This window comes from Cytobacillus gottheilii (genome assembly GCF_018582665.1).
GTDB classification, from domain to species: Bacteria; Bacillota; Bacilli; order Bacillales; family Cytobacillaceae; genus Cytobacillus; species Cytobacillus gottheilii.
The window spans coordinates 463,196-489,107 of the sequence record NZ_CP071709.1; the positions used below are offsets into that span (position 1 = coordinate 463,196).

Below are 25,912 nucleotides of genomic sequence, written 5' to 3' on the forward strand. Positions count from 1 at the left end.
AAGTGCAGCTTTTTATATTAGACCGCGAGTCTGTACTGCAAAATGAGTTCATCTATCAGTTTAGGATGCAAAACGATCTTCATGTTGTGAAAAATGTAAAGGATGTTAATCCCAATAGTATTCTGATCGGGCTATATGACTTTTTTGACTATAATTATGAAAAAGAAGCTGTAAAGTACTGTCAGGAGCATGGGATTAGCTACCTGCGGGCAAATTTATTATTTGAAACAGCAACAATTGGTCCCTTTTATACGGAAAATAGCAGCTGTATTGATTGTTTGTATGAACGCTTGTCTGTCAACCAGCCAGAAGAGCTGATGGTTTTATATCGCAATTATGATTATAGTGCAGATTTTCTTGGTGAAAAGCACTTAATCTGGAGAAAGGAATTCATCACCTTTGTATGTCAGGAATTGATCTCTTGGCTGCAGATTTTTCTCCAGAGCCCAAAAGAGATCACAAATAAAATCGTTGTCATTAATGATGACAAGAAAAGTATTCAAGAGCATCAAATAAATAAAAATGAATATTGTGATTCATGTTTTCATCTGCCAGACGATTCTGAGGAGCTTGGATCCATTCACTTAAAAAGCCGCTTAAAGCCTGCGAAAGACAAATATCGATTACGGGAAGACTTTGATCCGAAGGTCTTTAAGGAAAGAATGGTCGATTTAAAAACAGGTAAAACGATGCATAGTTACTTTGAAGTAGAGTCTAAATATGTTCCGATGGTGGGAACTGAAAATTATATTGAACAAGGTGCAAATGAAGGAGCATTTGGACGCACCTTTGATTTTCAAAGCTCAGAGTTATCCGCCTATTTAGAGGCTTTAGAGCGATATTCAAATGTAGTAAACCGAAAATCCTTCAGCCGAATTTACGCTTCTTATAATGAAGTAAAAGAATATGCTATAAATCCTCATGAACTGACATTGCATGATGATGCGTTAAAAAATGAATACTTTAGGCTGCACAATTATTCTGAGGATTTAAAGTTCCAATGGGTATGGGGGTACTCATTTAAGAAAAAGAAGTCTGTTCTGATGCCAGAGCAAATGGTGTTTTATAAGGATGAATTAGTAAGAGATAAACCGAAGCGTTTTGTGTATGAAACATCGAATGGGTGTGCCTTAGGATCAACGATTGAAGAGGCGGTCCTTTATGGGTTGTTTGAAGTAATTGAGAGAGATAATTTTCTAGTTTCCTGGTATAACCGATTAGATCTTACTGAAATAGACATTAGCGGGTTAGACGAAGATTTTCAAATTTTACATGGACTTATTGAGGCAGATGGCTATAGAGTGACATTTTATGATACGACGATGGAGCTGGGTATTCCTTCTGTGTGGGCTTTTATGGTGAATGAAAATGAAGATGCAGTTGTTAAGACATATTCAGCTGCAGGGTGTCATTTTAATCCTGAAAAAGCTCTTATGAGTGCATTTATTGAAGTTGTTTCGTCAGTGCCTGTCTACAATAAAGTGTTTGGGGAAGAGCATTTGGTAGAAAGGAAGAATGTAATCTTTTCGGATGGAGACAAAGCGACTGAATTTCAGGATCATGTATTGCTCTATTCACACCCTGAAGCATTGGAGCGGCTAGACTTTTTATTAAATAGTACACAAAAGAAAACATTAAATGAATTATATCCAGAATGGTATACAACCGATCATTTTAAACATGCTGATTTAACAGCTGATTTAAATGAGCTGATGGATCGTTTATTTGAGCATTATGATGATGTATATGCAGTTGATATTTCGGGTGATTTTATCAAATCATTTGATCTTCGATGTGTAAAAGTATTTGTTCCTGGCATGTTAACAATGACTTTTGGACATCAATATCGCCGTTTGAACATGGATCGAATTATCCAGGGTCCTGTAATGGCAGGACGAGTACATCAGCCAATTGATGAGAGGGATGTTAATCCATTTCCGCATCCATTCCCTTAAAAGGAGGATTGTATGAATAACAAATGGGTTTCCTTGCATATTTTTGACCATGATATGAGAAATTATGATCCTTTCATTCTATCAATATATGAAAAAATGACGGATTATAAAAATTCCGGACTGGTACAGAAATGGTTTTTTATCCGATATTGGGAAGGCGGACCACATCTCCGCCTGCGATTTATAACGGAACAGCAGGATTTGCTGATTGAACAAATCGAAAATCATGTGAAGTTATACTGGGCAAACACACCAGATGAAAAGCCTCTGACTAAAGCAAATTACTATCAAAACCATCAATTTGACGGTGAAACCATTTCGATGGAAGAACTGCCCTGGTATGATCATCGGAGTGTGCAAAACATCCCGTACCTGCCGGAAATTTCCCGGTATGGCGGAAAAGAGGTTATGAGTTATTCAGAGTCGATATTTATGCAATCAAGCGAGTTAATTTGCTGCTTACTGAAAACATTAAAGCCAGATTCTGCTAAAAAGTTTATTGCAGGACTTGCGCTTACAAGGATCTTAATAGAAGAGCTGCTGGAGTTCGAGGATATGGAGGATAATAAACAATTTACGATCTTCTATAAGAAATATTGGGAATCCTTTGCCGCTGGTCATGAAACAAATGACGTGATGAAACTATTTGCTGCTAATGAGAATAGTATATCCAAATTTTACGCTGCACTAAATAATAATGGCACTGTAAAAACATATATTCAACTAATGAAAAAAGAACTGGTACAAGTAAGGGAAGCTGTAGAGGATGAATTATATATTCATAGAATTGCTGCTTCTCATATACATATGACAAATAACCGCTTTGGGATTTCTCCGTTTATTGAATACTGTATCAGTGATTATTTAAGTCAGCATTTTAGCAGTAATCAGTCCGGGATAGGAGGGGCTGTCCTTGAAAACCCTGCGGGAATATAAAAATAAAATACATTACTCTTTCTTTGACTCTGAGCTTTTTCAGCAGATGGAGCAGCAAAATAAAATCATCCATGATCTGTGGGAAGAACAAAGACCAAATCACCACTATGATTTTCCGGCACATCAATTACAAAGTGAATCAGCTGACATAATCGAAATACCCCTGCTGAAAAAAGAGAGTGTGGAAGAAAAGGCTAGAGTTTTCTTAGATCGGCGTACACATTCACTAGCTGAATTTGACTGTCAATGGTCAAAAGATGAAGTGTTCAAATGGATGAACCTCTCTTTTGGTGTATCGGGAGAAAAAGAAATTCCCTATATAAATAAAAATGGTGAATCAGCACATAAAACATTAAAGCTTAGAACATATCCATCAGGCGGATCGATGCTTCCGATTGAGCTCTACTTCTATTTGAAAGATGTCGAAGGATTAGAAGAGGGTTTATATAAATATCATGGCGACGATCATTTAATACAGCGATTGAAAGGGAAATCAGCACTGGAGCAGCTTGAAGAGCTCTCTCCAATAACGAATTTAGAACTGGAATTTCCTTTTTCATTCAAGAACACGAAAATATTAACTTTCATGGTTGCCAATTATAAATGGGCATTTGCAAAGTATGGACTCTTAAGTAAAAGGCTGGCCACTATTGAGGCTGGGCATATTGGACAAAACATTCAATTAGCTGCGACGATTTTACAAAAAAAATCTTTGCCAATGTGCGGCTTTTATGAAGATAAGGCAGAAGAATTTTTAGAAATTGATAATCGGGAGAGCAGTTGTATTTATATGGTCGCTTTAGGATAGATAAGGGAGGGGTTCATTTGGCTGCAGCACAATTATTAGACAATCTTATTTCCATTAATCATAGAATTGATCCATATTATGAATTGCAGCTAATGGACGATCATTTACTCATAATTAATAAAAGCTCTAAGCTTCCAAAGTATAAAATACCTGTACATAATTGGCATTCTGAAGAGCTCGTTATCCTTCAAAAATGGTCCAGCGGTTCAGCCGTTGAGCACCAGCTGAGGGAGATTGAATTAGCGGGCAGGCAGTCTAATTTACTGGCTCTGATCAGACATTTAAAGGACAAGATCTTCATTAAGCTTAAAAACTATAAGGTTAGAAATTGGCTTTATAATGGTTTATCCCAATATCAAGACATGATCAGCCTTCGGGAGCATTATCATTTATATCAGAATTTAGTGGGAAAAACAGAGAAAGATCATTTTCATTTTATCATTTCACAAGAATTTATAGATCTTCCATTTACAAATAGATTAATAGAAATTGGCAGCTGCTCAAAGCTGAATGAGGATGTATTCCATCATGAAATAAAAAACCGATGGGTCATTATAGCAGCTAATCAAGAGCTAAGCTATTTTCAGCAGCAGCAGATATATAGACTGGGTGAAAGGAATCCATTTATTCTGGCTTTTACCTTAGACTTGAAAGAACAAAGAATGTTAATGGGGCCAAGACTAAATCAAAAAATTCATGGGTGCCTCCATTGTATTGATTCAATTGATGAAAAAATAATTGAACATAGTGCCAGTGCTGGTACAACAGATGATGAATTAAAAGATTATTTTTTTAGAGCAATAGAATCTGAGATGCTGGATCTGATGATCGATGAATCTTATCAGTACAATAGCGGCTTCTCAAGTACTATAGGAAAGCAATTTATTTTTGATTTACAGAATGATTATGTTGCATACAAGCAGATTAGAAAAAATATGGCTTGTCCAGTTTGTATGAATATGGACCTGAAAGGAGGTGAAAAAGATGAAAAACGAATTGAATTTGGATTTGGATTTTGAAGTAATTGAGCTTGATGATGTAACTGCTCTTCCAGAAACAGCTGCATCAAGCGGAAGCTCAGGAGACAATGTGTACTCAACATGCGGCTCCAGCTCTTGCTGCTCTTCTTGCTGTACTTGATGAACGAACAGAACAATTAAGGAGGTGAAAAAAATGAAGGTAGATGTGAACCTAGACTTAGATTTTGAAGTAATCGAACTTGATGATGTAACAGCTCTTCCAGAAACAGCTGCATCAAGCGGAAGTTCAGGAGACAATGTGTACTCAACATGCGGCTCCAGCTCTTGCTGTTCTTCTTGCTGTACTTAATGAAGGAATCAAATCATCACATCAATATTAGGAGGTGAAAAAGATGAAAAACGAATTGAATTTAGATTTGGATTTTGAAGTAATCGAACTTGATGATGTAACTGCCCTTCCAGAAACAGCTGCATCAAGCGGAAGTTCAGGAGACAATGTTTACTCAACATGCGGCTCCAGCTCTTGCTGCTCTTCTTGCTGTACTTGATGATTTGACTGATCAATGGACACTGGGAATGTTCATTGATCAGTCTCCTCTTTCTGAGAGTATCAATTCCTGCTTATTGATGTAACTGCCCTTCCAGAAGCAGCTGCTTCGTAATCCGCTATTCACATTATATGCAAAGCGGATTATGATCATACATCTTATATAGGTCATCATACGTCTCATAAAAGTAATCTTATCATAAATCTGAAAAAACAAAAATCTAATGTGAATTATATGTGAGCTATAAGAGTCTCTAAAAATATCGTTATCTTTTTTATTTACTTATTATGAAGGAGTTAAACCATGAGGAAATACTTGGTAAATATTAATCAAGAGGCCAGCGGATTATTTGACATTAAATTAACATATAAAGAACCCCTTCTTTTAAGTAAGGAAGAAAGGAAGATAAAACTTCAATCGTATCAGCAGATGATCGCATTTCTTACCCAAGACCGCTTTAGTGAATACATCTTTTTTAAAAACAAAGCAAATGGCAGAATTATCGATAGAATGTTACAGCTTTTAGAAGAGAGAAGTTCCTCTTTAGGTAATATTCATGTGATCGAGCAAGTATTTGAGCCAGCTAATGAAAGTCCGCTTATAAACTCTCTGTTAAATGGCTTCAAGACCTTTATTACAGGTATGTATCCGCCGCATTTTCATTATACAAAATTAAAGCATCTTTTCTTAGAAACAGCAGATATAATGCCGCATCATGATACACAGCAGCGCTTATTGCACTCTAGTAATATTAACTCTTCAATCATATTCCGCTCCGAAGAACGAACCCATCATCCTGATTGGTTTGGAATTGCACAATTGCAAATTCAAGAGATTGATGATGGTTTCTCTGTCAAAATACATACTCAAAACCAAATTTATAACCAGAATTTTACCCTGCTTGGCTTTAACGAATATTTCAGCAGCCAAACAAAACTTAACCATACCGACAATCCAATATTTTTAACAATGAATACAAACGAAGACTTTGAGATGTTTTCGAGCCTATTGAATGATTTCTATAATGGCGGTTTTATGTCAGTGAAAGAAATACTGCCTCATATAAAAGATGAATGCATGTGGGCACAAAAATCGATGTGCTCCTTAAAAACAGGAACGAGGATGGCTTTAGGAGACGGTGAGAAGGTTTTGAATTCACCTGTTTGCTATACCGTTCAGCCTGATCAAATCATTCATCAATCATTAAATGATTTATTTGAGGAACGTTATTCGAAAGCCTTTATTTTATCTAATTGCAGCATATGCCCAGTGGTTCATCATTGTCCAAGCTGTGTCAAAATGATGGCTGAAACAGAACTAAAGGAAACATACTGTCAGATCCGCCAGCAGCAAGTCTTTGTTCAAGATTACATAAGAATCAGAAATATATTAAAAAGTTTTGTGAATAGCAGATTAGATCAATTAGCAGAATCAGATGTGATTCAATTTTCCACTAAAGAAAAGAAACTATTTTACCAAGCAGATCATATTCAAGACCAGCCTGTTAGTTATCAGAGTTTTTTTCTATTTTTAATAAAAGATGAAGTTTATATATTTATAAATCACTCTATGAAATTTTATAAAATAAATACCCCGCTTGCTGTTATCCTTGAAGGTTCTATTTATGAAGAGAGCAGGGAAAATATTCAAGAATTTATGATGAAAACGTACGGTTTAAATGGAAACTCGTTTGAAAAGCTTTTATCCATGGCTAATCTGTTTGGTGAAAAAGCTGGAATTAGCATAAACGTTAAAAGGGTGGAGGAGCATGCAAATGGACGATTATAGAATCATACATCCAATACTGCCTCGTAAAGATTATGGGAAAATAGAGAACGTGACAAAAGCAGAGGGTGTCTATGTATATAGCGGTGATAAAGAACTATTGGACGGGATTGGCGGCTTGTGGAATGTCATTTTAGGACATGGAAATAAAGAGATCGAGCAAGCCATTGCAGAACAATTGGCGGAAGTTGGCTTCATTAATCCTTGGACATGCTGTACAGATATTGTGTATAAACTGGCAGACAAATTAATACACTTTGCAGATGGTGATTTTGCTAAAACCATGTTTACATGTACAGGTTCAGAAGCTGTAGAACTAGCTATTAAACTGGCTAGAAGGCATCAGGCTGCAAAGGAAAAGCATGAGAAAAAATACATTGCCGTATTTGAAACGTCCTATCATGGAACACATTACGGCTCAATGACCGCAACGGGTGTTGATCGGGAATATTATGGACCTTATGGGCCGATGCTGCAGGGATTTGCTTATCTGCCAATTCCGTTTGAGTCAAAGCAGACAACACAGGCTGCTATACAATCTTTAGAAAAGTTCTTCACTAAATACGGAGAGAAATTAGGAGGGTTTCTGCTTGAACCGATCCTTGGCGTATCGGGTGTTGTGAAATTACCTGATGCATATGTTAAGAGGTTAAAAGAATTGTGCGAGCAGTATGATGTATTATTGATTTTTGATGAAATAAGCACTGGTTTTTATCGTACTGGATCTAAGTTTGCTTATCAGGAAATGAATATGAAGCCGGATATACTTTGTTTATCAAAAGGAATAAACAATGGCGTTTTGCCGCTTGGGGCAGTCCTGATTGGCAATGAAGTTGCACAAATGATCAAAGACCATGACTTTATTAACCACTTTTCGACGCAGAATGCTAACCCACTTTGCTGTGCGGCTGGTGTTAAAACAATCGAAATTTTAGAGAGAGAAAATTATGGTGAAATCGTTAACCGAAAGGGAGCTTATTTTAAACAAAAAATAGAGGCATTGGAAAAGGAAGTTTCTTTTATTAAAGAAGTAAGAATACACGGTCTGATGATTGGAATAGAATTAGAAATGGAAAATGATTTTTCCAAGGTCCTTGAGTTTGTTACAGACTTAAAGGAAGAAGGCTTGCTGGCTTATCCCTATAATAATAAATACTCAACAGGAATCATGCTGCTTCCGCCTTATATTGTAACGCTTGACCAAATCGATTCAATGGTCACTATTTTGAAAAATACCATCGTAAAACAAATTCAATATAGTTAAATGGGAGAAAAAAGTATGGCTAAGACAGTTTTAATCACGGGCGCGGCAAGCGAGATTGGGCAAGAAATACTTTTAGTGTTTTTAAAAAAGAATTATAAAGTAATAGCTACAGAGATTTCCGGCCAAATGGATACACTAATAGAAATAATTAAGAATGAAGAAGAAGGAAGGGTCAAAACATTTGTACTCGATTTAGAAAAAGATGAAGACATAACAGCTTTCACTAAGTCTGTTCTCGCCAATTATCCTATCCATGATTTAGTAAACGTTGCCGGAATTAATATTTTAAGAAACTTCTTTGAGTGGACCGCTGAGGATTTGAGAAGAGTCATGAATATTAATTGGGTTGGGACATTTCTGCTGTCGAAGGCTGTCGCAGAAAATATGATTCTTCATTCTATAAATGGATCCATTACCACCATTTCATCGCAGCATGCTGTTGCTGCCAACAAAGAGAGAGTGCCATATTGCGTAAGTAAAGCCGGCCTGGTTCAACTGACAAAAGTTCTTGGATTAGAGCTGGCACCATATAAAATAAGAGCCAATTGCGTTTCTCCTACATTTGTTCTTACAGAGAAAAATAAACATTTATTGTATAGTAATCAATTTTTGGATCAGGAATTAACAAAAATCCCATTAGGTTCTTATGCTGAACCAAAAGATGTTGCGAATGCAGTTGAATTTTTGAGCTCTGATTCCTCCAGTATGATTACCGGGCATAATTTAATTGTTGATGGAGGCTGGACAATTCAATAGTCCACATACTTTAATAAGGGAGTTAATTGGATGAGGAAAATAAGTTCTTATGTATTTTTAGCTGCCGCTGCCTTTATATTAACTGGCTGCCAGCCGTTTGAAGGTGAGAAAATCTCCCAATCCTATCAATATAGCGAAGAGGAAATTAAAGATATTCATACCATCAATATCGATGCACCAAGTACAAAATTAATTGTAGATACAGTGGATGATAATAAGATTTCGGTTCATTTAAATGGTACCTATGCTGGGAAAGAGGAAGATAAGGACGGTATTCTCGAAACGGGGATAGAAGAAAGCACATTCCATGCTGCAGTTGCAGAACAAATCAGTACGAAATGGGTTGAATCTGGCCTCGAGCTTACTGTACAAATACCGGAAAAGCAATATGAACAAGTAAACATCAATGTAACTAGCAAGGAACTTAGCACGTCTCCCATTGAGGCGAAATCCTTCAATTTAATCTCAACATCAGGTAATCATAATATTGGCGGATTTATGGGAGAGAAGTTTACTGTTCAGGCTACCTCCGGGGACATCAAAATGTATAATATCAGCGGTCAAGGTGACATAGAAATGACTTCTGGCAATCTTATGATGGAAATGGGAGAATTGAAAGATAACCTTTCTATATCCAATACTTCTGGAGATATAACGATCCTGTCACCACAGGATGCATCCTTTTTTATTGAGACAAATGTAAATACCGATACATCCAGTGTTGATGATCAGTTTGATCTTCAGCTGGACGATGGAGATATTTTATCCGGGCGGATTAATAACCCAGAAGAAACATCTCCGATAATAAAAATGGATACTAACTCTGGTAAAGTGAAAATTGAAACTTATTAATAATCTTATTCTAAAAATTGGTTTACCAGTTAAGTAGATGAGAACTAATTTATTTGCCGTTTAAAGAGTTAATAAAGTATTTTTTCGAAGTATGACATTAATTAGACATGTATAGTATGAATTCAATAAAAAAAGAAGTCTATTTTAAGTTACTCGAGCTTTGGAAGGCTGCTTTTATTAATTTATGTATTATAAATCTGAATGTTAGTGAGATATTAGATGGAAATGTTAGTGAAAAGGCTGCTAAAAATGCAATTTCCTAGTTCATTTATCTCCCCTAGTATCTGTTATAATAATCCTATTGGTTTAACACTTTAGGATGGTGCACAATGGAAAATCTATCTAAAGAGAAAGCACATTTATGGACTGACGAAGAAAGATTTCGTGTATTAGTAGAGCATGTTAGTGATTGGATTTGGGAAGTTGATGAAAAAGGCATTTATACGTATGCAAGTCCTAGAGTAAAAGATATATTAGGATATGAACCTTGTGAGGTAATCGGCAAAACTCCATTTGATTTAATGGATCCAAAGGAAGCAGAGAAGATTGGTTCTATTTTTGCATATCATGTTGTCAATAAGCTTCCTATTAAAAGCTTGGAGAATATTAATCTGCACCGCGATGGACATGAAGTGATATTAGAAACAAGCGGATCACCTATTATTGATGACGACGGGAATTGTATAGGCTATAGGGGGATGGATCGGGATATTACGCAAAGAAAGCAAAATGAGCGCAGACAGCAGCAGCTTTTAGATATAATTGAAGCTTCTCCAGACTTCATAGCAACATTAGATACAGATGGAAATAGTTTATATTACAACCCGGCAGCACGCAGAATGCTGGGAATCAGTGAAGAACAATCGGGCAGTAAAACAGCGAAACAAAGATGGCTGAATGAGACAATTAAATATAATGGAATTCCGGCTGCAATAGCGAATGGGCATTGGAAAGGGGAAACCTCCATTCTTAAAAGTGACGGGGAACAGGTACCGGTTTCGCAAATGATTGTGGCACATAAATCTGACAACGGAAGGGTCGAATTCCTTTCTACAATTGCGCACGATATAACAGAAAGAAAAGAACTGGAAAGAGTGATCGAATATCAGGCGTATTATGATGCATTAACGAATTTGCCTAACAGGCGCTCTCTCTATAAAAAAGTATCAGAAATAATGAATGAGATGATGGAACACAAAAAAGCAGCTGTATTGTTTATCGACTTAGATAACTTCAAAGACATTAATGATCAGTTCGGTCATCAAACAGGAGACCTCATTTTAGTAAGAACAGCAGAACAAATTAAAAGGTGTGTTGGGGAAACCACTTTTGTTTGCCGCTATGGAGGCGACGAGTTCATTGTTATTTTAGAGAATCCAGACAATGTATTGGAAGTGAAGGCAGAGGCAGTGCGAATCTTAGATTCACTGCAGCAGCCTATTGCGCTTAATGGCCATACGTTTCAAATGACTGGGAGTATCGGCATCAGTATGTATCCAGACGATGGAACTGATGTGGCGACATTAATCAATAAAGCAGATCATGCTATGTATGAGGTTAAAAGAGATGGAAAAAACAATTATACAGGCAGCTTTTAGAAATCTTTTTATAATACAATATCTATGATTTGATCATAACTGGTGCATGCTAATTTTGGGATGAACATTACAAAGGTTGTCACCAGCAGGTTTTTTAGTCCTACCATTATAGGAGGTAATAATATGCTGAATGAAAAAGGTTTTCCGGAACATTTTCTATGGGGTGGAGCAACTGCGGCTAATCAAATAGAAGGCGGCTATCTTGAGGGTGGAAGAGGTCTGAATCTTGCAGATGTACTGCCTGGCGGACCAGCTCGGTTGAAGCTTTTGTCGCAGGCTGGTTTTGACTTTGAAATGGATAAAGAGAAATACTCCTATCCCAACCATGAAGCAATTGATTTTTACCACCGATATAAGGAAGATATTGCTTTGTTTGCGGAAATGGGTTTTAAGGTATTTCGTCTGAGTATTGCTTGGAGCCGCATTTTTCCGAAAGGTGTGGAACAGGAGCCAAATGAAGAAGGCTTAGCCTTTTATGACCGTGTATTTGATGAACTTGAAAGGTATGGCATTGAGCCGCTGGTAACCATTGCCCATTATGAAACACCATTACATTTGATTAAAGAATATGGCGGGTGGAAGAACCGAAAGCTAATTGAATATTTCGAGCGCTATGTTACGGTTATATTGAACCGCTATAAGAATAAAGTGAAGTATTGGTTAACGTTTAATGAGATCAATAGTGCTACACATTTTCCGCTCTTTGGTCTGGGTTTTTCTGCAACAAGTGATGAAACCCGTTTACAAGAAAGCTTTCAAGGTCTTCATCATCAATTTGTGGCAAGTGCGATCGCCGTAAAACTTGCCCATAAAATAATTCCAGATTCACAAATTGGCTGTATGCTTCTTTACGCACCGACCTATTCCTATGATAGTAATCCGGAAAACGTCATGTACGCACTAGAAGAAGGAAGAGTCTTTAATTTCTTCTGTGGAGACGTACAAGTTCGCGGGGAATATCCGACATTTATTCAACGGTATTTCAAGGAAAATGATATAAAAATTGATATGCAGCAAGGTGACTTAGAATTAATTAAAGAAGGGACAGTTGATTTTATTTCCCTTAGCTATTATATGTCCAGAACAGAGAAGAAAGAAAAGAAAGCAGAAGAGATTGGGGAAGGAAACCTAATTGGCGGTGTAAAAAATCCATTCCTTCAATCAAGTGATTGGGGCTGGGAAATCGACCCAACTGGACTGCGGATCGGATTAAATGAGTTATATGGACGTTATCAAAAGCCTTTAATGGTTGTTGAAAATGGATTAGGAGCATACGATAAGGTTGAAGAAGATGGCAGTATAAATGACGATTATCGCATTGACTACCTGCGGGATCATATAAAAGCAATGGCAGAAGCCATTAAAGATGGTGTCAACCTGATTGGTTATACCACTTGGGGCTGCATTGACTTAGTGAGCAATTCCTCCGGACAATATTCTAAGCGATATGGATTCATCTATGTAGACAAGCATGATGATGGTAGTGGCACGCTAGAGAGAAAGAGAAAGAAATCTTTCTATTGGTATAAAGATGTTATCAGCTCTAACGGGAAAAATCTTTAATATTTTCTATGAGATGTGGGATCGTATAGTAAATCTATACGGTCTTTCTTATTGTAAAATGGAATTAGCCCGGCTGATCAGTCGGGCTAATTCCATTTATAGTGCAGCTGCTTATTCAATTTCACCAGCAGGTCCAAAGAATTCAAAATGCATTTGCTCTGATGGTACACCCCATTCTTTAAGAGCAGCATAGATCTTTTTCATAAATGGCACAGGGCCGCAGAAGTAAAAGTCTGCCTGAGAAGTTCCAGCGATTGATTTAAGCCACTCTGAATCTATGAAACCTTCTTTATCATAATTCTGATTTTTTCGATCCTGTTCAGTTGGATTGGAATACGCTGCAAAACTTTTCACATGCTTTGATTTACTTGCAGCCTCTGTAACTTCATCTCTTAAAGCATGGACATTACCGTTCAAAGCACCATGAATAAACGTAACCTCTCTGTTAGGCTGTTCTTTTATAATGGTGTGCAGCATGCTGACCATTGGAGTCAATCCGACACCGCCGCTGATTAAAACTGCTGGAAGTTCGTTTTGTTCCAGCATAAATTCACCAGCCGGAGCACTAACTTCCAAAACATCTCCTTCCTCAACATCCAGATGAAGATAAGAAGACACTACACCTTGTTCTTCACGCTTTACACTTATGCGGTAATAGTCTTTTTCGGGTGCAGCAGATAAGCTATAGTGACGGATATGGGTATATGTATCTCCGTCAGGCTGAACTCTTACAGTAAGATACTGGCCGGCTTGGTAAGAGGCAATGTCCAAACCATCCTCAGGCTTTAAATAAAACGAAGTGATAACATCACTTTCTTTTACTTTGCGCTCAACAATGAAGTTTCTAAATCTATCCCATCCGCCTGGCTGTTCCTTCGCTTCTTTATACATTTCTGCTTCAATGCCAATAAACGCATCAGCAATTACTCCATAGGCTTCTGCCCAAGCATTGATGATCTCATCGGTAGCTGCATCTCCCAAAACATCTTTAATGGCAGCTAATAAATTTTCTCCTACAATTGGATAATGTTCTGGCAGTACGCCAAGTGCTCTGTGTTTTTGTCCAATTTGCTTAACAACAGGAATAATTGCGCCTAAGTTATCAATATTTGCAGCTGCTGCATAAACAGTATTTGCTAAAGCAGTCTGCTGACGGCCTTCCCTCTGGTTGGCATGATTAAAAATGTTCAGTAGCTCTGGGTGTTTAGATAACATTTGACTGTAAAAATGGGTTGTAATTTCTTTGCCGTGTTTTTCAAGAACAGGAACTGTACTTTTAATGATTTTAATCGTTTCTTGGCTTAACATAATAACATCCCCTCTGGGTTAACATGTATTTTATATGCATGTTTATAATATAATAATAGTGGCAATAAAAGATATATTTTATATACATCTTTTGAAAAGTTGTCACATTTAAGAAGGGAATTAAATATATTTGACTGGTTTGATGTATGAAGAACCATTGCTTCTGCGCTTAGAAATATTGGGAAACCAGACAAATATCAGATTCGCTTGCGCTTGCCACTTGTCGGCTTTTCTAGATATAATACTAGGAAACGAATTAAGGAGCATTCATAAGGATGAGGCTAACAAACTATACGGATTATTCTCTCCGTGTTTTAATATTTTTAGCTCTAAAGGGTTCTGAGGAATTAAGCACCATTCAAGAAATAGCGGATTCTTATAATATCTCCAAGAATCATTTAATGAAGATTATTCATCACTTAGGACAATTAGGATATGTCGAAACTATACGCGGACGAAATGGGGGAATTCGTCTTGCTAAAGACCCAAAGGATATTAATATTGGAAAGGTAGTCTACGAAACAGAAGAAGACTTTCACATTGTTGGCTGTTTTAAACAGGGAGAAGGCTATTGCTCAATTTCACCGGCTTGTAAATTGAAAAACGCCCTATACGAGGCATTGCAAGCTTTCCTGAATGTTTTAAATGGATATACATTAGAAGATTTTGTTTTAAATAGAGTAGAATTAAATCATTTATTTGGAAATAGAGATGTCTGACCATGTAGCTGCTGCTTTTGGGAGGCATTTTTTTTACGCGTTGGATAGGTATGATTACCTAAATTAGAGGAGAAACCTGTCTCTCTAAGCAACGCCAAACCGGGTCGATGGACCTGTCCCTAAAACCCACAACCCCTTCTGCACTCGAATTTGTGTAAAGATTGTTAATCTATAGTTACAATTATCGACAAAACTTGCCAGTTTCTATATAATAAAGTAGGATATTTTCATCATGATATAAGTACTATTTTCTGAATATGATAAAGGCAAACTTATCGAAAGGTAAGGACGCAAAGCTACGAGTCTAACATCCGTATGGATAATGATAGTCGGGTTGCCAAAATTAATGTAAAGCGATTAATTGGCTATCCTTGTCTAGGATAGCCTTTTTTATACTTTCAAAAAGTGTAAATGTGCAGCGCAGAAGAAGGCTCGATGCAGTGGGTATTTTAGGGCTGTAGTATAAGTGCAACTAAGCCTCTGTCTGTGTCCTTTTAGGACTTGTCACTCGGCAAGTTTTCTTTATGTTTATTAGACTCAGGTTGGAAAAGAGTGCAGTGCAAAGCAAAGTAGAAAACGACAACATAAAAAAGGAGATTTAGAGGATGATTGTAGTAGATAAAAAGAAATATATGATGGCCATTAATGAGAATCAGAAGGAAGTTCATGTCCAGGTGCGTGCAGGCGCAATGAGAGAAGAAGATGCAGCAGAGTATATGGGAGATTTGCAGGAAACGATTAATCGGGTGCCAAGACAAGAGTACACATTTGTTATTGATGCAACGTATCAAAAGCCGACTCCATCAAAGGTTGTTCCACAGATGGAACAAACGATGAAGTTTTATAATTCCCTAGGGTTTAAAGATTTCCTGGTTCTTAAGCCAACTTCTAAAATTGCTCAAGTACAAATTAGAAATGTGCTTGAAAGAATTGAATTTACCGGTACATTTGTGGATCAGCTGCCTCATGCGATTAAAAGATAAATAAGCAATCAATCTGAACAAGGGAGATAGCATATGGAAGCGATACAATCACTTTATACATATCAAATTGTCGGGCAGGAACAGTCAGATTTAATTGCAAAAAGTGCTGAATGTTTGGCACGCTCTTTTTTTGGTATTGATGTTTCAGGAAAATGGGTGCAGGAGCCTATGGTCGGCCAGCTGAATTTTGAATATGAAGACCTTTACGATTTTATTCATGGCTATTTAACTTCTGTTGCTGGACAAGGGTATTGTGCAGTGGCTATGGATGAGCAGCAGCAAGTAGTAGGAGCTCTTGTTGGCGATACGAATGCACCTGAAATTATCGGAGAAGATATTTTCGAAGGATCTTTTTCTGATATGAATATTCTTCTTAGTGTGCTCGAAGATGTGGACAAGCGTTTTATGGAAGATTTTCAAGCGCGCCATGGCAGAGAGATAGCAGATGGTGAACTATTGCACCTTTTTATGTTAGGAGTAAGAGCTGAGCATGGGCGCCATGACATTATTAAGCAATTAGGTGCTATGCTGATCGATAAGGCAAGTGCAGAAGGATTAAAGTTTGTTCTTGGTGAAGCGACAAATCCGAAATCCATTCGTGTGATGGAAAAGTATCATAATATGACCAGATACAAAGATCTTGGCGGAAATTATATTGTTTATGATTATAAAAACCATGATCGATTAAAGGGAATTCCTTCAGAGGTAGCAGACGGAACATATATCCTTGTGAAGGAGCTTTAGGATTTATCTTTTCATACATGCTCCTTGTGGAATTTATTGTTAAATAGTAAACAAACTTGTATAAGAACTTATTAAATATAGAGTCAGGAGAATTAATTAATTATGGAAGCTATTCTAATTGGGATTATTGTGGTCTTATTGGTAACAACCGTTTATTTTGCTTTCCGCTATTTTTCACTGAAACGCCACTCACATATTCATAGTGAAATTACAATGGGCATGAAGGAACTATCAGCTGGAAAGATGATCAGCAAAGTAGATGAAAAAAGTGAAACTCATGCTCACTTTAACCAGCTGATTGAATTTTTAGCTCATGCCAGGGAAAAGTTTTCTGTGTTTGCAAAAGATGTTCATAATACTTCGGAAACGCTTGTTGAAAGTGGTGAATACGCTGCTGAAAAAGCTGATATTGTACGAGCGGCCATTGATGAGGTAGGCAGAGGTCTTCAAAAACAATTAATTTCTACAGAAGAAAGCTCTGTATCCATGGAGGATATGGCACAAGCTATTGAAGATTTATCGATCCGCTCTAACCATATTTCTGAACAATCAAACACTACCGTAGAATTAACGCAAGAAGGCAATGAGAAGCTAAAAGATTCATTAAAGAAGATGGAGAAATTCAATCAAACGGTCAACGTTACCTATGATGCCATCCAAAAGCTTGGGGAAAAATCGTATGAAATCGGCACCATTGTAAAAGTAATTACAGGTATATCTGAGCAAATCAATTTGCTGGCTCTAAATGCAGCAATTGAAGCAGCACGTGCAGGAGAGCATGGTAAAGGATTTGCGGTTGTGGCCGATGAAGTCAGAAAGCTTGCTGAACAATCCCGCCAGTCTTCTTCAGAAGTATCAGACATCGTGAAAAATATTCAGGAAGAAACCACTATTGTTGTAAAATCAATGGAACAGGGAACTTCTGAATTCACAGATACGAACTCTACGATTATCGAAGTTGGAAACATGTTCGAGAAAATTTTAGAAACGACAAAAATTATTGCTGATAATAATGTCAATTCTTCAGCGAGCACAGAAGAGATCTCATCCAGTTCACATCAGATCATGTCAACGATTAGAGAAATCGCAGCTATTTCACGTGAATCTGTTGAAATGTTTGAAGAGCTCATTGAAATCAGTGATGATGAACTGCAAACAATGCAAATTCTTGTGCACGAAGCAAATAATATTAAAGAGTTAAAAAACGAAGTTGAAGAAATTATAGCTGCCTGGAATCAACGTGGTGAAGAGACAGCAGCAGAAAACATAAAAGAAACTGCAGGGAATGTAAGTGCAGCGGCAGTGTGATTTATAAAAGGAGCATCCATCAATGAACAGATGGATGCTCCTTTTACTATGTTGTTCAGGACCCAAGCTCCTTTTCATCTGTTCCTAAAGCTGCGCCAATACAATTGATGTATTAAGAGAAAAATTCATGCAGTTTTCAGGATGCATACCATGCTGTCTAATGGTTAAGCTAACTGAAAAAAAGGAATTAGCACTTATGTCTAATTTTTTGTCATTTCTCATATTAAGATTAATTATTGTGCCCATTTTGGCTTATTGTCTGAATGCTTTTACTTTTTTATTTCTGTTGAGCTAATAGATCAAACCTATTAAGATACTTTCGAGATCCATTTCTTCTTGCTACTTTTAAATGAAATTAGTTAACTTATTGTTTTCTAATCTCTTACTGAAATATCACTAAAATAGTGTTTCTTCTATAATATATGTGCAGAAAAGGCAACTGAATACACGGCCTTCAAGCAAAGAAAACTTCAGGACACGCTATAACTATTCATGAGCTTATAACAAGGCTCATGTTCTTTATATCAATTTCATATTTAAGAATTAACAGAATCTCATAATTAATCTATTTTATAAAATAGATCATTTATGAGACAGTAAGATGTCTCTAGCAGATAAAAATTTGTGCTAAATTATCCACATTCTTCCTTCCTGCTACATGCTATTCTATCAATGTAATGGTTTGCATTTGCAGATTAGGAGGAGACAGTATGAGGAAAAAGGCAATCATATTGGGAATGGCCTTAGTGGCAGCTGCTATTATTTTTTTAGTCTCTAATGTTGAGTATGAAGTGAAAGAGGAAACGATAGACATAAAAGAACTGGTAAAAGATTATAGCACAAGTGATATGGGGGAAGATTCGGCTTCGATTACTTCACATGATTTAATTGTTGCGAAAAGTGATGGAAGTGAGCATAGTTATGAGCTGCCGAAAGATGAGTTCTTTGTGTCAATTGCTCCATATATAAATGAAACACATCCATGTGCTCTTCATAATTTAACCGGATGCCAAGGAGAGATGGCAAATGAAGAATTTGCCGTATATATCGAAGATAAGGAAGGAAATGCAGTTGTAGATGAAGTGATGAAATCTCACGATAACGGCTTCATTGACTTATGGATTCCAAGAGATCAGACATATAAAATTTCTATTGCATATAAAGGTAAAAAAGCAGATTCAACCATTTCCTCTTTTAAAGGAGACCATACTTGTATTACTACCATGCAGCTATCATGATTTTAGGCATATTTAGAGCTCTACTGCCCAATGGCAGGAGAGTTTTTTAGTATATAACTATAGATTGATGAGTAGTTAGTAGGATTCAGAGTTGATAATTATCTTCTGGATATGCAGTGTTTCTCGAATATAAAAAAAGAGGTAATATGTTATAATTTTCTATATATCCTTAAGCGTTTTCATTAAGATGCTATGAGGATTAGAGAGGCGGGGGATAAGGGTGAAACCAAAAGTTTTTATCACAAGACAAATACCTGAAGCGGCTATACGAAAATTGGAAGAAACATGTGAAGTGGCAGTTTGGAAATATGAAGATATTCCTGTGCCCAGAGATGTTCTGGAAAAAGAAATTACTGAAGCTAGTGGATTATTTTGCATGCTTACAGACAGCATTGATGCTGCCTTAATTCAGAAAGCGAACAAACTTAAAGTCATTAGTAATCTAGCTGTTGGCTACAATAATATTGATATAGAAGCTGCGAGTGAGAAGGGGATTAAGGTAACGAATACTCCTGGTGTTCTAACAGAGACCACTGCAGACTTAACGTTTGCCCTTCTTATGGCGACGGCTCGAAGAATAACCGAAGCTTCTGACTTTCTAAGAGCTGGAGAATGGAAAACATGGTCGCCAATGCTGTTGACAGGTCAGGATATCTATAATCGTACATTAGGAATCATTGGACTTGGAAGAATTGGAGAAGCAATTGCACGACGAGCAAAAGGGTTCAATATGAATGTAGTGTATCATAATAGAAGCCGGAAGCCAGAAGCGGAAGAGTCGATTGGTCTGACCTATGTATCAATGGATGAACTCCTTCAGACTTCCGATTATGTTTGTATTATGACGCCATATACAAATGAAACGAAAAATCTCATTCATGCTGAACATTTTAAAATGATGAAAGAAAATGCAATTTTAATTAATACAGCACGCGGTGGAATTGTAAATGAAAAGGATTTATATGATGCTCTTATAAATGGAGAGATATGGGCAGCTGGCTTGGATGTATTTGAAGAAGAACCTGTTCCGCTAGATCATCCATTACTGACATTGCCAAACGTTGTCACACTTCCCCACATTGGAAGTGCTAGTATAAGTACTAGAAGTATCATGGCAGAAGTTGCAGCGTCCGATCTTCTTAAAGCCGTTAATGGCGAAACTCCTGTTCATTTAGTGAATCCATAAGATAAAGGAAAGAGCCAGGAATGCTGATAACATCATCCTGGCTCTTTAAAATTCTCTATTTAAGCAAAACTCTTCTTCACCTTTTCTGCACTCTCCGCGGTGTTTCTCATATAAGAAGCAACCAAATGCTGATCTTCGGTAAGTGTTTCTATAGATGCACCCACTTGTTGAAGACTGGCTGTTGCCTGTTCAATGAGAGCGGCAAATTCATTTGTAGAAGATTCTACCTCTTCGCTATTTTTCCCTACAACACCCGCCAGCTTTGCAAACTCTATGAATTTTCCATTGATGCTTTTTAACATGACATTAAGCTCACTAAAGGTTGTGCTGACTTCATTTGCAGATTGAACACTCTTAAGCAAACTGCTGCTGCTTGTTTTCATATTCTTTTGAGCTAATTCGTTTGAATGGTTAACATCTCTTAAATTATCAGTAATTTTAATGGTTGTTTCTTTGGTGATATCTGCAAGCTTTCGGATTTCCTCTGCTACTACAGAGAAGCCTTTACCAGCTTCGCCGGCACGTGCCGCTTCAATAGAAGCATTAAGTGCAAGCAGGTTGGTCTGTTCTGTAATTTGACCGATATCATTAGCAAATTGATTTGTCTCTGCTATTTTTTGTGCTAAGGTTGTAAAATTTTCTTGTAAATCTGTAATTACGCTTTGGAGCTGGTTCATTTCCTGTGATAATTGTTCAGCTAGATTATGGCCACTTTCAGCAAAATCAGTAGCTTGATTCATTTCGGTAATCGTTTGAACATTTCTATGTGCATTATCCGCAATCGAAGAAATTTGTTCACTCTGAGCAGCACTGCCGGATGAAACTTCATTAATAGCTGTTCGCATTTCATCCTGAGCATGTACGCTATATTGAACCTTTTCGTTTACCTTTTGTATGCTCTCCACAATCGTTGACATTTCTTTTTCTAACTGAAGTTTTTGCTTTTCTTTTAAGTCTGCTTCTGTACTTGCATTCTCCAAGAAAAGTTGAAGCTGTTTAAATTGTTTTTGATTCATAAAGATTAAAACCGCTAAAATGATACCTGATAATAAGAATAAAATAAAGAATCCAATGAATTCTTCTTTTAAATAAGAGTAGCCCTCTGCTGGAAAAAAGCAGTTGAGACTAATGGTGATCAGGCCGAAAAATAGTCCAATTGCATAAAGAATTTTTTGAAAGGGAATTGCTGCAAATACTAGAAATAGGAATACCGTAATAACTCCTGTTAAATTTCCTTTTTCAATTACGAAAGTAAAGAGGTTAAAGATATTCATTCCTATGATAATAATATATGGAAATAAGGGATCTTTTTTTATTTTTTTCGTAATGAAGTAAGCTAAAGCATAAGCGAAAAGAGTGTAAAATAAGTCAATAAAGTAAAACTGTTCAATGCGATTAGGCTAATAATGACTAAAGATGAAGAGCCTAAATAGCTTAAAAGCATAAGCTTGTTCTTGCCTTGTAAATCTTCAAGCCTCATTTGATCAATTGCGTTCATAATTGTTCCCCCGTGTAATTCATTCTTCTAAATATATCGGTTGTTTTTCCGCAGAATGAATAGGTTTGAAGGGGGGATTAAAAATATTTATTTATTAAATGTTTACAGCCTCAGAACCCGGGTATGTAATGGGTAGAGTTACTATAATTGAAGTGCCCTTTGCATCGCTGGAAAGATGAAAGCGGCCACTATGATTTTCAATAATCTGCTTGCTGATCATTAAACCTAATCCAGTGCCCTTTTCTTTTGTCGTAAAAAAAGGTTCTTGCACTCGATTGAGTAAATGATCTGGAATTCCTGGTCCATTATCAAGGAAGGCAATTTGGATAGAATTCTGAATAACCTCCAGATCAATGATGATCTTTCCGCCATCCGGCATTGCTTCAATACTATTTTTTAGTAAGTTGATAAAAACTTGTTTTAGCTGGTTTTCGTCACATTCAATAGAAGGAGTGCAGGAACTCATATTTGTTACAATCTCAACATTGTTTAGGATGGCCTGTGTCTCTATTAAGGTGGTAACATCCTCAAGCAATTCCTTCACCTTGTTCATGACTTTAAACTTCATTTCTTTTGGCTTTGCCAAAGTTAACAACTCAGACAGAATTAATTCAATTCTGTCTATTTCTGCGTGAATAATTTCAAAATATGGCTTTGTATCGTTATGATGATCTTCAGTTAATTGAAGAAACCCTTTTATGGCTGTTAATGGATTGCGTATTTCGTGAGCAATGCCGGCAGCCAGCTGACCAGCGGCCATTAGTTTTTCCGTTTGCAGTAAAAGTTCTTCTGTTTTCTTTCGTTCTTTGGTGTCTCTTATTAGCAGATAAACAGCTTTTTCTTCTTGGAATAAGACGGGAATTGCTTTAACCTCTGCTTCAAAGCAATCTCCTCCATGCCGGTAAAATATAAATTCTTCAAAATTAACGGTGCTTCCTTGTTTCTGGTTCAAAAGCAATTGCTGAAACGGGAGCAGCGAAGTAGGTGATACAGACATAAAAATATTGCTGGAAATTAGAGCATTTTTGTTAAGCACTCCAAACAAATCCGCAGCATGTTGATTGTTATAAATAATCATTCCGTCCCGTAACAGCATGACCGGATCAGGAGAATGATCCACAAGACTTTTAATCACTTTTTCTCCTATTTTGATTACCCCCTTATATTTGCTTACTTCTGTGATAATTTCTATATTAACAAAACGTTCCTTTTGCAGGAAAAATAGGGAAATTATAGTACCCCATACCCCGTATACAACAAGTTAAACCCCTTTTTGTAAAATAATTTAAAGAATGTATTATTTCTATCTATCCGCCTCCTCTTAAATCAAGTATGAAATAAGAAGCTTGTCCGCCTAATTTCTCATAACCTTTCCGTTCTTTAATAAGAACAAATACCCTAGAAGTGAAATATTACTCTTAATTCAAACTATTTATCCACGAACAATCACATTTCAAAACACTTGATTAAAAGGAAAATGAGAAAAAATAACTACTATTTGTAACATTTGTAATATAAGAAAAGGAAAATTTAAAATTGTCTTTAAAAAAATATCTATGCTCCTATTATTTGCTGGGAATATGGTACCAAGTAAAAATCTCGATTTTGAGAGAATAATAGGGAATATTTATCAGACATATTTCGACATTGTCCCAGAGAGTTTGACGGAAATGTGAACGCGTGTTAGTTAATATATAGCATCAAAGAAGAAAAATTTTCTAAAAGCATAGGTTTATTTGATCTTAACCGAGGTATAAGGTAGGGAAAAGTTTTCCAATATTTCTTATGTTTTGAAAATGAAAACAGCTGAACAAACGATATAGAGAACAAGAGCTATTTTCTTCTCAAAATATAAGAGCTGCTGACCAGCTTAACGCGTGGGCAGCTGAATTGCTTTCTAAAAAAACAAAAGAACTACTGTGGGAGAGAAGAAACAGGATGTTAGAGTCGAAGAGAAGAGCCGCCATATTTTTATTGCTTGCCTTTCTGCTAGCAGCTGGAGCGGGATATCTTGTTCTGGATAAGGTAAGAGATCTTAATGCTGAATTGGGAGGGATGACGAAAATATATATTGCGAATGGCAATATCCCTGTTAGGACATTAATTGAGGGCAGTCAAATTAGAACGATGGACATCCCGAATAAGTTTCTGAATGATGCGCACATAACAGATAAAGATGAAATTATCAATAATGTTTCTGTAGTGCCATTAGCAGAAGGAGAAATCATTACTAATAATATGTTAAAGCCGTTTACTGAATTGCGGGATGAAAACAATCGTCTTGTCGCTATGTATCCATCTGAAAAGGTTCAGTTTGATCAAGTGGTTGAGACATTGGATCGTGTCGATATCGTTGTTTCAACAGACAATAATGGTGAGCAAAAGACAGAGGTGTTCATGAGAGATGTACCTGTTGCCTTTGCACAGGGAACGGAAGAGGACTTCGCTGGTGTGGCGCTTGAAGTTAGTATAGAAGACGCTCCTAGACTCATACATATGCAAAATTACGCCGACAAGGTAAGAGTCTTAAAGGCCAATGTAGGAAAAGAGGATATATCTCCAGCTCAGCTGCCAGATCAGCAAGATCAAGACACTGTGGAGGAAGAACAGCCGCCAGAGAAGGAAGAGGAAGCAGCAAATGAAGAAACTGAAGCCGAAGATGGTGCAGCTGATTCATCCGAAGAGCGTGAAACAGAAGCCGATCAAAATAATAACTAAGAGGGAATTGTATGGAGTCGAATCTAAAAGTATTATTAGTCAGTGATGATGAGGTAATTCATAATCAGATTTTAAATGCCATGTCAGGAAGCTACTCGGTTCAGCTGATTGAATCAAGAGATGTTGTCAGAGAAATGAACCGTGAAGATCGGGACATTGTCATTTTTGTACAGCCTGACAGTGATATTGCAGTTGAAAGTATTGAATATATAAAATCGGTAAGCCCGACGACATTAGTCATGTTTATTGCAAAAAGTTCCGACTTTAGCCAGCTCCGCAGTATTACGAAGGCGGGTGCTTCTGAGTTCTTTGTTTACCCGGAAGAACATAGTTTATTCATCAGCAGAATACCTACTATTTTTCAAAGCTATGAAGCTAATAAATCAAAACAAACCGAAACGTTATCTTCTTTTACAAGAGGAAGAGGGCAAATCTTTTCGATTTTCAGCGGAAATGGCGGAAGCGGCAAATCTAACTTGGCATCCGCATTTGCTCAGACGATTAAGGTCGAGTCAACAGCAGAGGTAATTCTGATTGATTTGAATTTACAATTTGGCGGGCTTGAAACGTTAATGGCCATTGAGTCTAACCGCTCTATAGCTGATCTTATGCCGGTTGTAAGTGAACTTAATGAAAGTCATATCCGGAATGTCTCGCAAAAGCTTGAAAGCTCTAAGCTTGAGGTGCTGATCAGTCCTTGTGATGCTGAGACTGCAGAGAAAATAACAGAGGATTTTGTCGCTAAATTGTTGAGAACATGCAGACGAAGCTTTGATTTTGTCATCGTTGATCTGCCTTCTTATATGAATAACCATGTTGTAACAGCACTTGAAGAATCTGATCGTATTTTTTATGTGTTAACACCAGATACACCATCTTTAAAGGTGCTAAAGCAATTTGAAGAGCTTTCAGTGAGACTGGGAATTGAATTGCCGTCACGCACTTCCATTATTTTGAATAAAACAAGCAAAGATAATGAGGTGCAGGTAAAGGATATTAAAAATGTACTAAGATTTCCGCTTGCAGCAACAGTCAGATTGGATAATAAAGGACTTCAGCCTTTCTTGAATAAAGGAGAGCCAATTAGAAAAACAGCGAAGGAAAGAAGGCTCATTCCATTTGCAAAAGATGTGAAGAAATGGGGACTTTCTGTACTGGAATAGGA

General features: G+C 36.9%; 25 protein-coding genes and 1 riboswitch. Of the genes, 21 read left to right on the plus strand and 4 right to left on the minus strand.

Annotation, left to right across the window (positions count from 1 at the left end):
• The first annotated feature begins 2 nt into the window (after nt 1-2).
• The 13 genes from J1899_RS02360 (at nt 3) to J1899_RS02420 (ending at nt 13,045) form a co-directional block, all read left to right on the plus strand.
• Complete coding sequence (locus J1899_RS02360; RefSeq protein ID WP_214477288.1) at nt 3-1,955, plus strand: TOMM precursor leader peptide-binding protein; 1,953 nt, start codon at nt 3-5, stop codon at nt 1,953-1,955.
• A 12-nt stretch (nt 1,956-1,967) separates the two neighbouring features.
• The gene (locus J1899_RS02365; RefSeq protein ID WP_214477289.1) at nt 1,968-2,891 is read left to right on the plus strand and encodes a thiopeptide-type bacteriocin biosynthesis protein; all 924 of its coding nucleotides are present in this window, start codon (nt 1,968-1,970) and stop codon (nt 2,889-2,891) included.
• Nucleotides 2,869-3,699, plus strand: a complete 831-nt coding sequence (locus J1899_RS02370; RefSeq protein WP_214477291.1) for a SagB/ThcOx family dehydrogenase — start codon at nt 2,869-2,871, stop codon at nt 3,697-3,699. Before J1899_RS02365 ends, J1899_RS02370 begins: the two co-directional genes overlap by 23 nt.
• A gap of 17 nt (nt 3,700-3,716) precedes the next feature.
• The gene (locus J1899_RS02375; protein ID WP_214477293.1) at nt 3,717-4,718 is read left to right on the plus strand and encodes a hypothetical protein; all 1,002 of its coding nucleotides are present in this window, start codon (nt 3,717-3,719) and stop codon (nt 4,716-4,718) included.
• On the plus strand, nt 4,684-4,839 hold the full coding sequence (locus tag J1899_RS02380; RefSeq protein ID WP_082851772.1) for a thiazolylpeptide-type bacteriocin: 156 nt from the start codon (nt 4,684-4,686) through the stop codon (nt 4,837-4,839). Before J1899_RS02375 ends, J1899_RS02380 begins: the two co-directional genes overlap by 35 nt.
• A gap of 33 nt (nt 4,840-4,872) precedes the next feature.
• Complete coding sequence (locus J1899_RS02385) at nt 4,873-5,028, plus strand: thiazolylpeptide-type bacteriocin (RefSeq protein WP_151575816.1); 156 nt, start codon at nt 4,873-4,875, stop codon at nt 5,026-5,028.
• 43 nt (nt 5,029-5,071) lie between these two features.
• The gene (locus J1899_RS02390; RefSeq protein WP_082851772.1) at nt 5,072-5,227 is read left to right on the plus strand and encodes a thiazolylpeptide-type bacteriocin; all 156 of its coding nucleotides are present in this window, start codon (nt 5,072-5,074) and stop codon (nt 5,225-5,227) included.
• 303 nt (nt 5,228-5,530) lie between these two features.
• Nucleotides 5,531-7,015 (plus strand): hypothetical protein, encoded by a 1,485-nt coding sequence (locus tag J1899_RS02395; RefSeq protein WP_214477295.1) that lies wholly within the window; start codon nt 5,531-5,533, stop codon nt 7,013-7,015.
• Nucleotides 7,002-8,276, plus strand: a complete 1,275-nt coding sequence (locus J1899_RS02400; protein WP_214477297.1) for an aminotransferase family protein — start codon at nt 7,002-7,004, stop codon at nt 8,274-8,276. Before J1899_RS02395 ends, J1899_RS02400 begins: the two co-directional genes overlap by 14 nt.
• Nucleotides 8,277-8,291: 15 nt before the next feature.
• Entirely contained in the window at nt 8,292-9,032 is a 741-nt protein-coding gene (locus J1899_RS02405) for an SDR family NAD(P)-dependent oxidoreductase (RefSeq protein WP_214477298.1), read from the plus strand.
• Nucleotides 9,033-9,062: 30 nt separating this feature from the next.
• Nucleotides 9,063-9,884, plus strand: a complete 822-nt coding sequence (locus J1899_RS02410) for a DUF4097 family beta strand repeat-containing protein (RefSeq protein ID WP_214477300.1) — start codon at nt 9,063-9,065, stop codon at nt 9,882-9,884.
• A gap of 329 nt (nt 9,885-10,213) precedes the next feature.
• On the plus strand, nt 10,214-11,482 hold the full coding sequence (locus J1899_RS02415) for a sensor domain-containing protein (protein WP_214477302.1): 1,269 nt from the start codon (nt 10,214-10,216) through the stop codon (nt 11,480-11,482).
• Nucleotides 11,483-11,605: 123 nt separating this feature from the next.
• Nucleotides 11,606-13,045 carry a glycoside hydrolase family 1 protein gene (locus J1899_RS02420; RefSeq protein WP_214477303.1) on the plus strand — a complete coding sequence of 480 codons (1,440 nt, stop codon included), beginning with the start codon at nt 11,606-11,608 and terminating at the stop codon, nt 13,043-13,045.
• A 111-nt stretch (nt 13,046-13,156) separates the two neighbouring features.
• Here J1899_RS02420 and hmpA read toward each other — a convergent pair whose 3' ends face one another.
• The gene (gene hmpA / locus J1899_RS02425) at nt 13,157-14,353 is read right to left on the minus strand and encodes an NO-inducible flavohemoprotein (RefSeq protein WP_214477306.1); all 1,197 of its coding nucleotides are present in this window, start codon (nt 14,351-14,353) and stop codon (nt 13,157-13,159) included.
• Between the two features lie 275 nt (nt 14,354-14,628).
• Between hmpA and J1899_RS02430 the strand changes: the two genes are divergently transcribed.
• The 6 genes from J1899_RS02430 (at nt 14,629) to J1899_RS02455 (ending at nt 20,531) form a co-directional block, all read left to right on the plus strand.
• Complete coding sequence (locus tag J1899_RS02430; RefSeq protein ID WP_214477308.1) at nt 14,629-15,072, plus strand: Rrf2 family transcriptional regulator; 444 nt, start codon at nt 14,629-14,631, stop codon at nt 15,070-15,072.
• Nucleotides 15,073-15,327: 255 nt separating this feature from the next.
• Nucleotides 15,328-15,414: riboswitch (cyclic di-GMP riboswitch) on the plus strand.
• 263 nt (nt 15,415-15,677) lie between these two features.
• Nucleotides 15,678-16,055 (plus strand): hypothetical protein, encoded by a 378-nt coding sequence (locus tag J1899_RS02435; protein ID WP_214477310.1) that lies wholly within the window; start codon nt 15,678-15,680, stop codon nt 16,053-16,055.
• 33 nt (nt 16,056-16,088) lie between these two features.
• Nucleotides 16,089-16,799, plus strand: a complete 711-nt coding sequence (locus J1899_RS02440; protein WP_214477312.1) for a hypothetical protein — start codon at nt 16,089-16,091, stop codon at nt 16,797-16,799.
• Between the two features lie 102 nt (nt 16,800-16,901).
• Nucleotides 16,902-18,107 carry a methyl-accepting chemotaxis protein gene (locus J1899_RS02445; protein WP_214477314.1) on the plus strand — a complete coding sequence of 402 codons (1,206 nt, stop codon included), beginning with the start codon at nt 16,902-16,904 and terminating at the stop codon, nt 18,105-18,107.
• A 737-nt stretch (nt 18,108-18,844) separates the two neighbouring features.
• Nucleotides 18,845-19,345 carry a CueP family metal-binding protein gene (locus tag J1899_RS02450; protein ID WP_246586656.1) on the plus strand — a complete coding sequence of 167 codons (501 nt, stop codon included), beginning with the start codon at nt 18,845-18,847 and terminating at the stop codon, nt 19,343-19,345.
• Nucleotides 19,346-19,565: 220 nt separating this feature from the next.
• On the plus strand, nt 19,566-20,531 hold the full coding sequence (locus tag J1899_RS02455) for a 2-hydroxyacid dehydrogenase (protein WP_214477318.1): 966 nt from the start codon (nt 19,566-19,568) through the stop codon (nt 20,529-20,531).
• 59 nt (nt 20,532-20,590) lie between these two features.
• On the opposite strand, the gene J1899_RS02460 is transcribed toward J1899_RS02455, so the two are convergent.
• From J1899_RS02460 to J1899_RS02470, 3 genes are all read right to left on the minus strand, one after another.
• Nucleotides 20,591-21,805, minus strand: a complete 1,215-nt coding sequence (locus tag J1899_RS02460) for a methyl-accepting chemotaxis protein (RefSeq protein ID WP_214477320.1) — start codon at nt 21,803-21,805, stop codon at nt 20,591-20,593.
• Nucleotides 21,806-21,867: 62 nt separating this feature from the next.
• Entirely contained in the window at nt 21,868-22,029 is a 162-nt protein-coding gene (locus J1899_RS02465; RefSeq protein WP_214477322.1) for a hypothetical protein, read from the minus strand.
• Nucleotides 22,030-22,123: 94 nt separating this feature from the next.
• Nucleotides 22,124-23,164 carry an ATP-binding protein gene (locus tag J1899_RS02470; RefSeq protein ID WP_214477323.1) on the minus strand — a complete coding sequence of 347 codons (1,041 nt, stop codon included), beginning with the start codon at nt 23,162-23,164 and terminating at the stop codon, nt 22,124-22,126.
• 803 nt (nt 23,165-23,967) lie between these two features.
• Here J1899_RS02470 and J1899_RS02475 point away from each other — a divergent pair.
• Both J1899_RS02475 and J1899_RS02480 read left to right on the plus strand, forming a co-directional pair.
• Nucleotides 23,968-24,747 carry an SAF domain-containing protein gene (locus J1899_RS02475; RefSeq protein ID WP_214477325.1) on the plus strand — a complete coding sequence of 260 codons (780 nt, stop codon included), beginning with the start codon at nt 23,968-23,970 and terminating at the stop codon, nt 24,745-24,747.
• Between the two features lie 11 nt (nt 24,748-24,758).
• Nucleotides 24,759-25,910: a CpaE/TadZ family protein gene (locus J1899_RS02480; RefSeq protein ID WP_214477327.1), complete on the plus strand. Its 1,152-nt coding sequence runs from the start codon at nt 24,759-24,761 to the stop codon at nt 25,908-25,910.
• Nucleotides 25,911-25,912: the final 2 nt, after the last annotated feature.

Coding starts and splice junctions, on each gene's coding strand:
- J1899_RS02365 (WP_214477289.1), top strand. CDS start 1,968: ATGAATAACAAATGGGTTTCCTTGCATATTTTTGACCATGATATGAGA.
- J1899_RS02380 (WP_082851772.1), top strand. CDS start 4,684: ATGAAAAACGAATTGAATTTGGATTTGGATTTTGAAGTAATTGAGCTT.
- J1899_RS02385 (WP_151575816.1), top strand. CDS start 4,873: ATGAAGGTAGATGTGAACCTAGACTTAGATTTTGAAGTAATCGAACTT.
- J1899_RS02390 (WP_082851772.1), top strand. CDS start 5,072: ATGAAAAACGAATTGAATTTAGATTTGGATTTTGAAGTAATCGAACTT.
- J1899_RS02395 (WP_214477295.1), top strand. CDS start 5,531: ATGAGGAAATACTTGGTAAATATTAATCAAGAGGCCAGCGGATTATTT.
- J1899_RS02400 (WP_214477297.1), top strand. CDS start 7,002: ATGGACGATTATAGAATCATACATCCAATACTGCCTCGTAAAGATTAT.
- J1899_RS02405 (WP_214477298.1), top strand. CDS start 8,292: ATGGCTAAGACAGTTTTAATCACGGGCGCGGCAAGCGAGATTGGGCAA.
- J1899_RS02410 (WP_214477300.1), top strand. CDS start 9,063: ATGAGGAAAATAAGTTCTTATGTATTTTTAGCTGCCGCTGCCTTTATA.
- J1899_RS02415 (WP_214477302.1), top strand. CDS start 10,214: ATGGAAAATCTATCTAAAGAGAAAGCACATTTATGGACTGACGAAGAA.
- J1899_RS02420 (WP_214477303.1), top strand. CDS start 11,606: ATGCTGAATGAAAAAGGTTTTCCGGAACATTTTCTATGGGGTGGAGCA.
- hmpA (WP_214477306.1), bottom strand. CDS start 14,353: ATGTTAAGCCAAGAAACGATTAAAATCATTAAAAGTACAGTTCCTGTT.
- J1899_RS02430 (WP_214477308.1), top strand. CDS start 14,629: ATGAGGCTAACAAACTATACGGATTATTCTCTCCGTGTTTTAATATTT.
- J1899_RS02435 (WP_214477310.1), top strand. CDS start 15,678: ATGATTGTAGTAGATAAAAAGAAATATATGATGGCCATTAATGAGAAT.
- J1899_RS02440 (WP_214477312.1), top strand. CDS start 16,089: ATGGAAGCGATACAATCACTTTATACATATCAAATTGTCGGGCAGGAA.
- J1899_RS02445 (WP_214477314.1), top strand. CDS start 16,902: ATGGAAGCTATTCTAATTGGGATTATTGTGGTCTTATTGGTAACAACC.
- J1899_RS02450 (WP_246586656.1), top strand. CDS start 18,845: ATGGCCTTAGTGGCAGCTGCTATTATTTTTTTAGTCTCTAATGTTGAG.
- J1899_RS02460 (WP_214477320.1), bottom strand. CDS start 21,805: ATGAATATCTTTAACCTCTTTACTTTCGTAATTGAAAAAGGAAATTTA.
- J1899_RS02465 (WP_214477322.1), bottom strand. CDS start 22,029: ATGAACGCAATTGATCAAATGAGGCTTGAAGATTTACAAGGCAAGAAC.
- J1899_RS02475 (WP_214477325.1), top strand. CDS start 23,968: ATGTTAGAGTCGAAGAGAAGAGCCGCCATATTTTTATTGCTTGCCTTT.
- J1899_RS02480 (WP_214477327.1), top strand. CDS start 24,759: ATGGAGTCGAATCTAAAAGTATTATTAGTCAGTGATGATGAGGTAATT.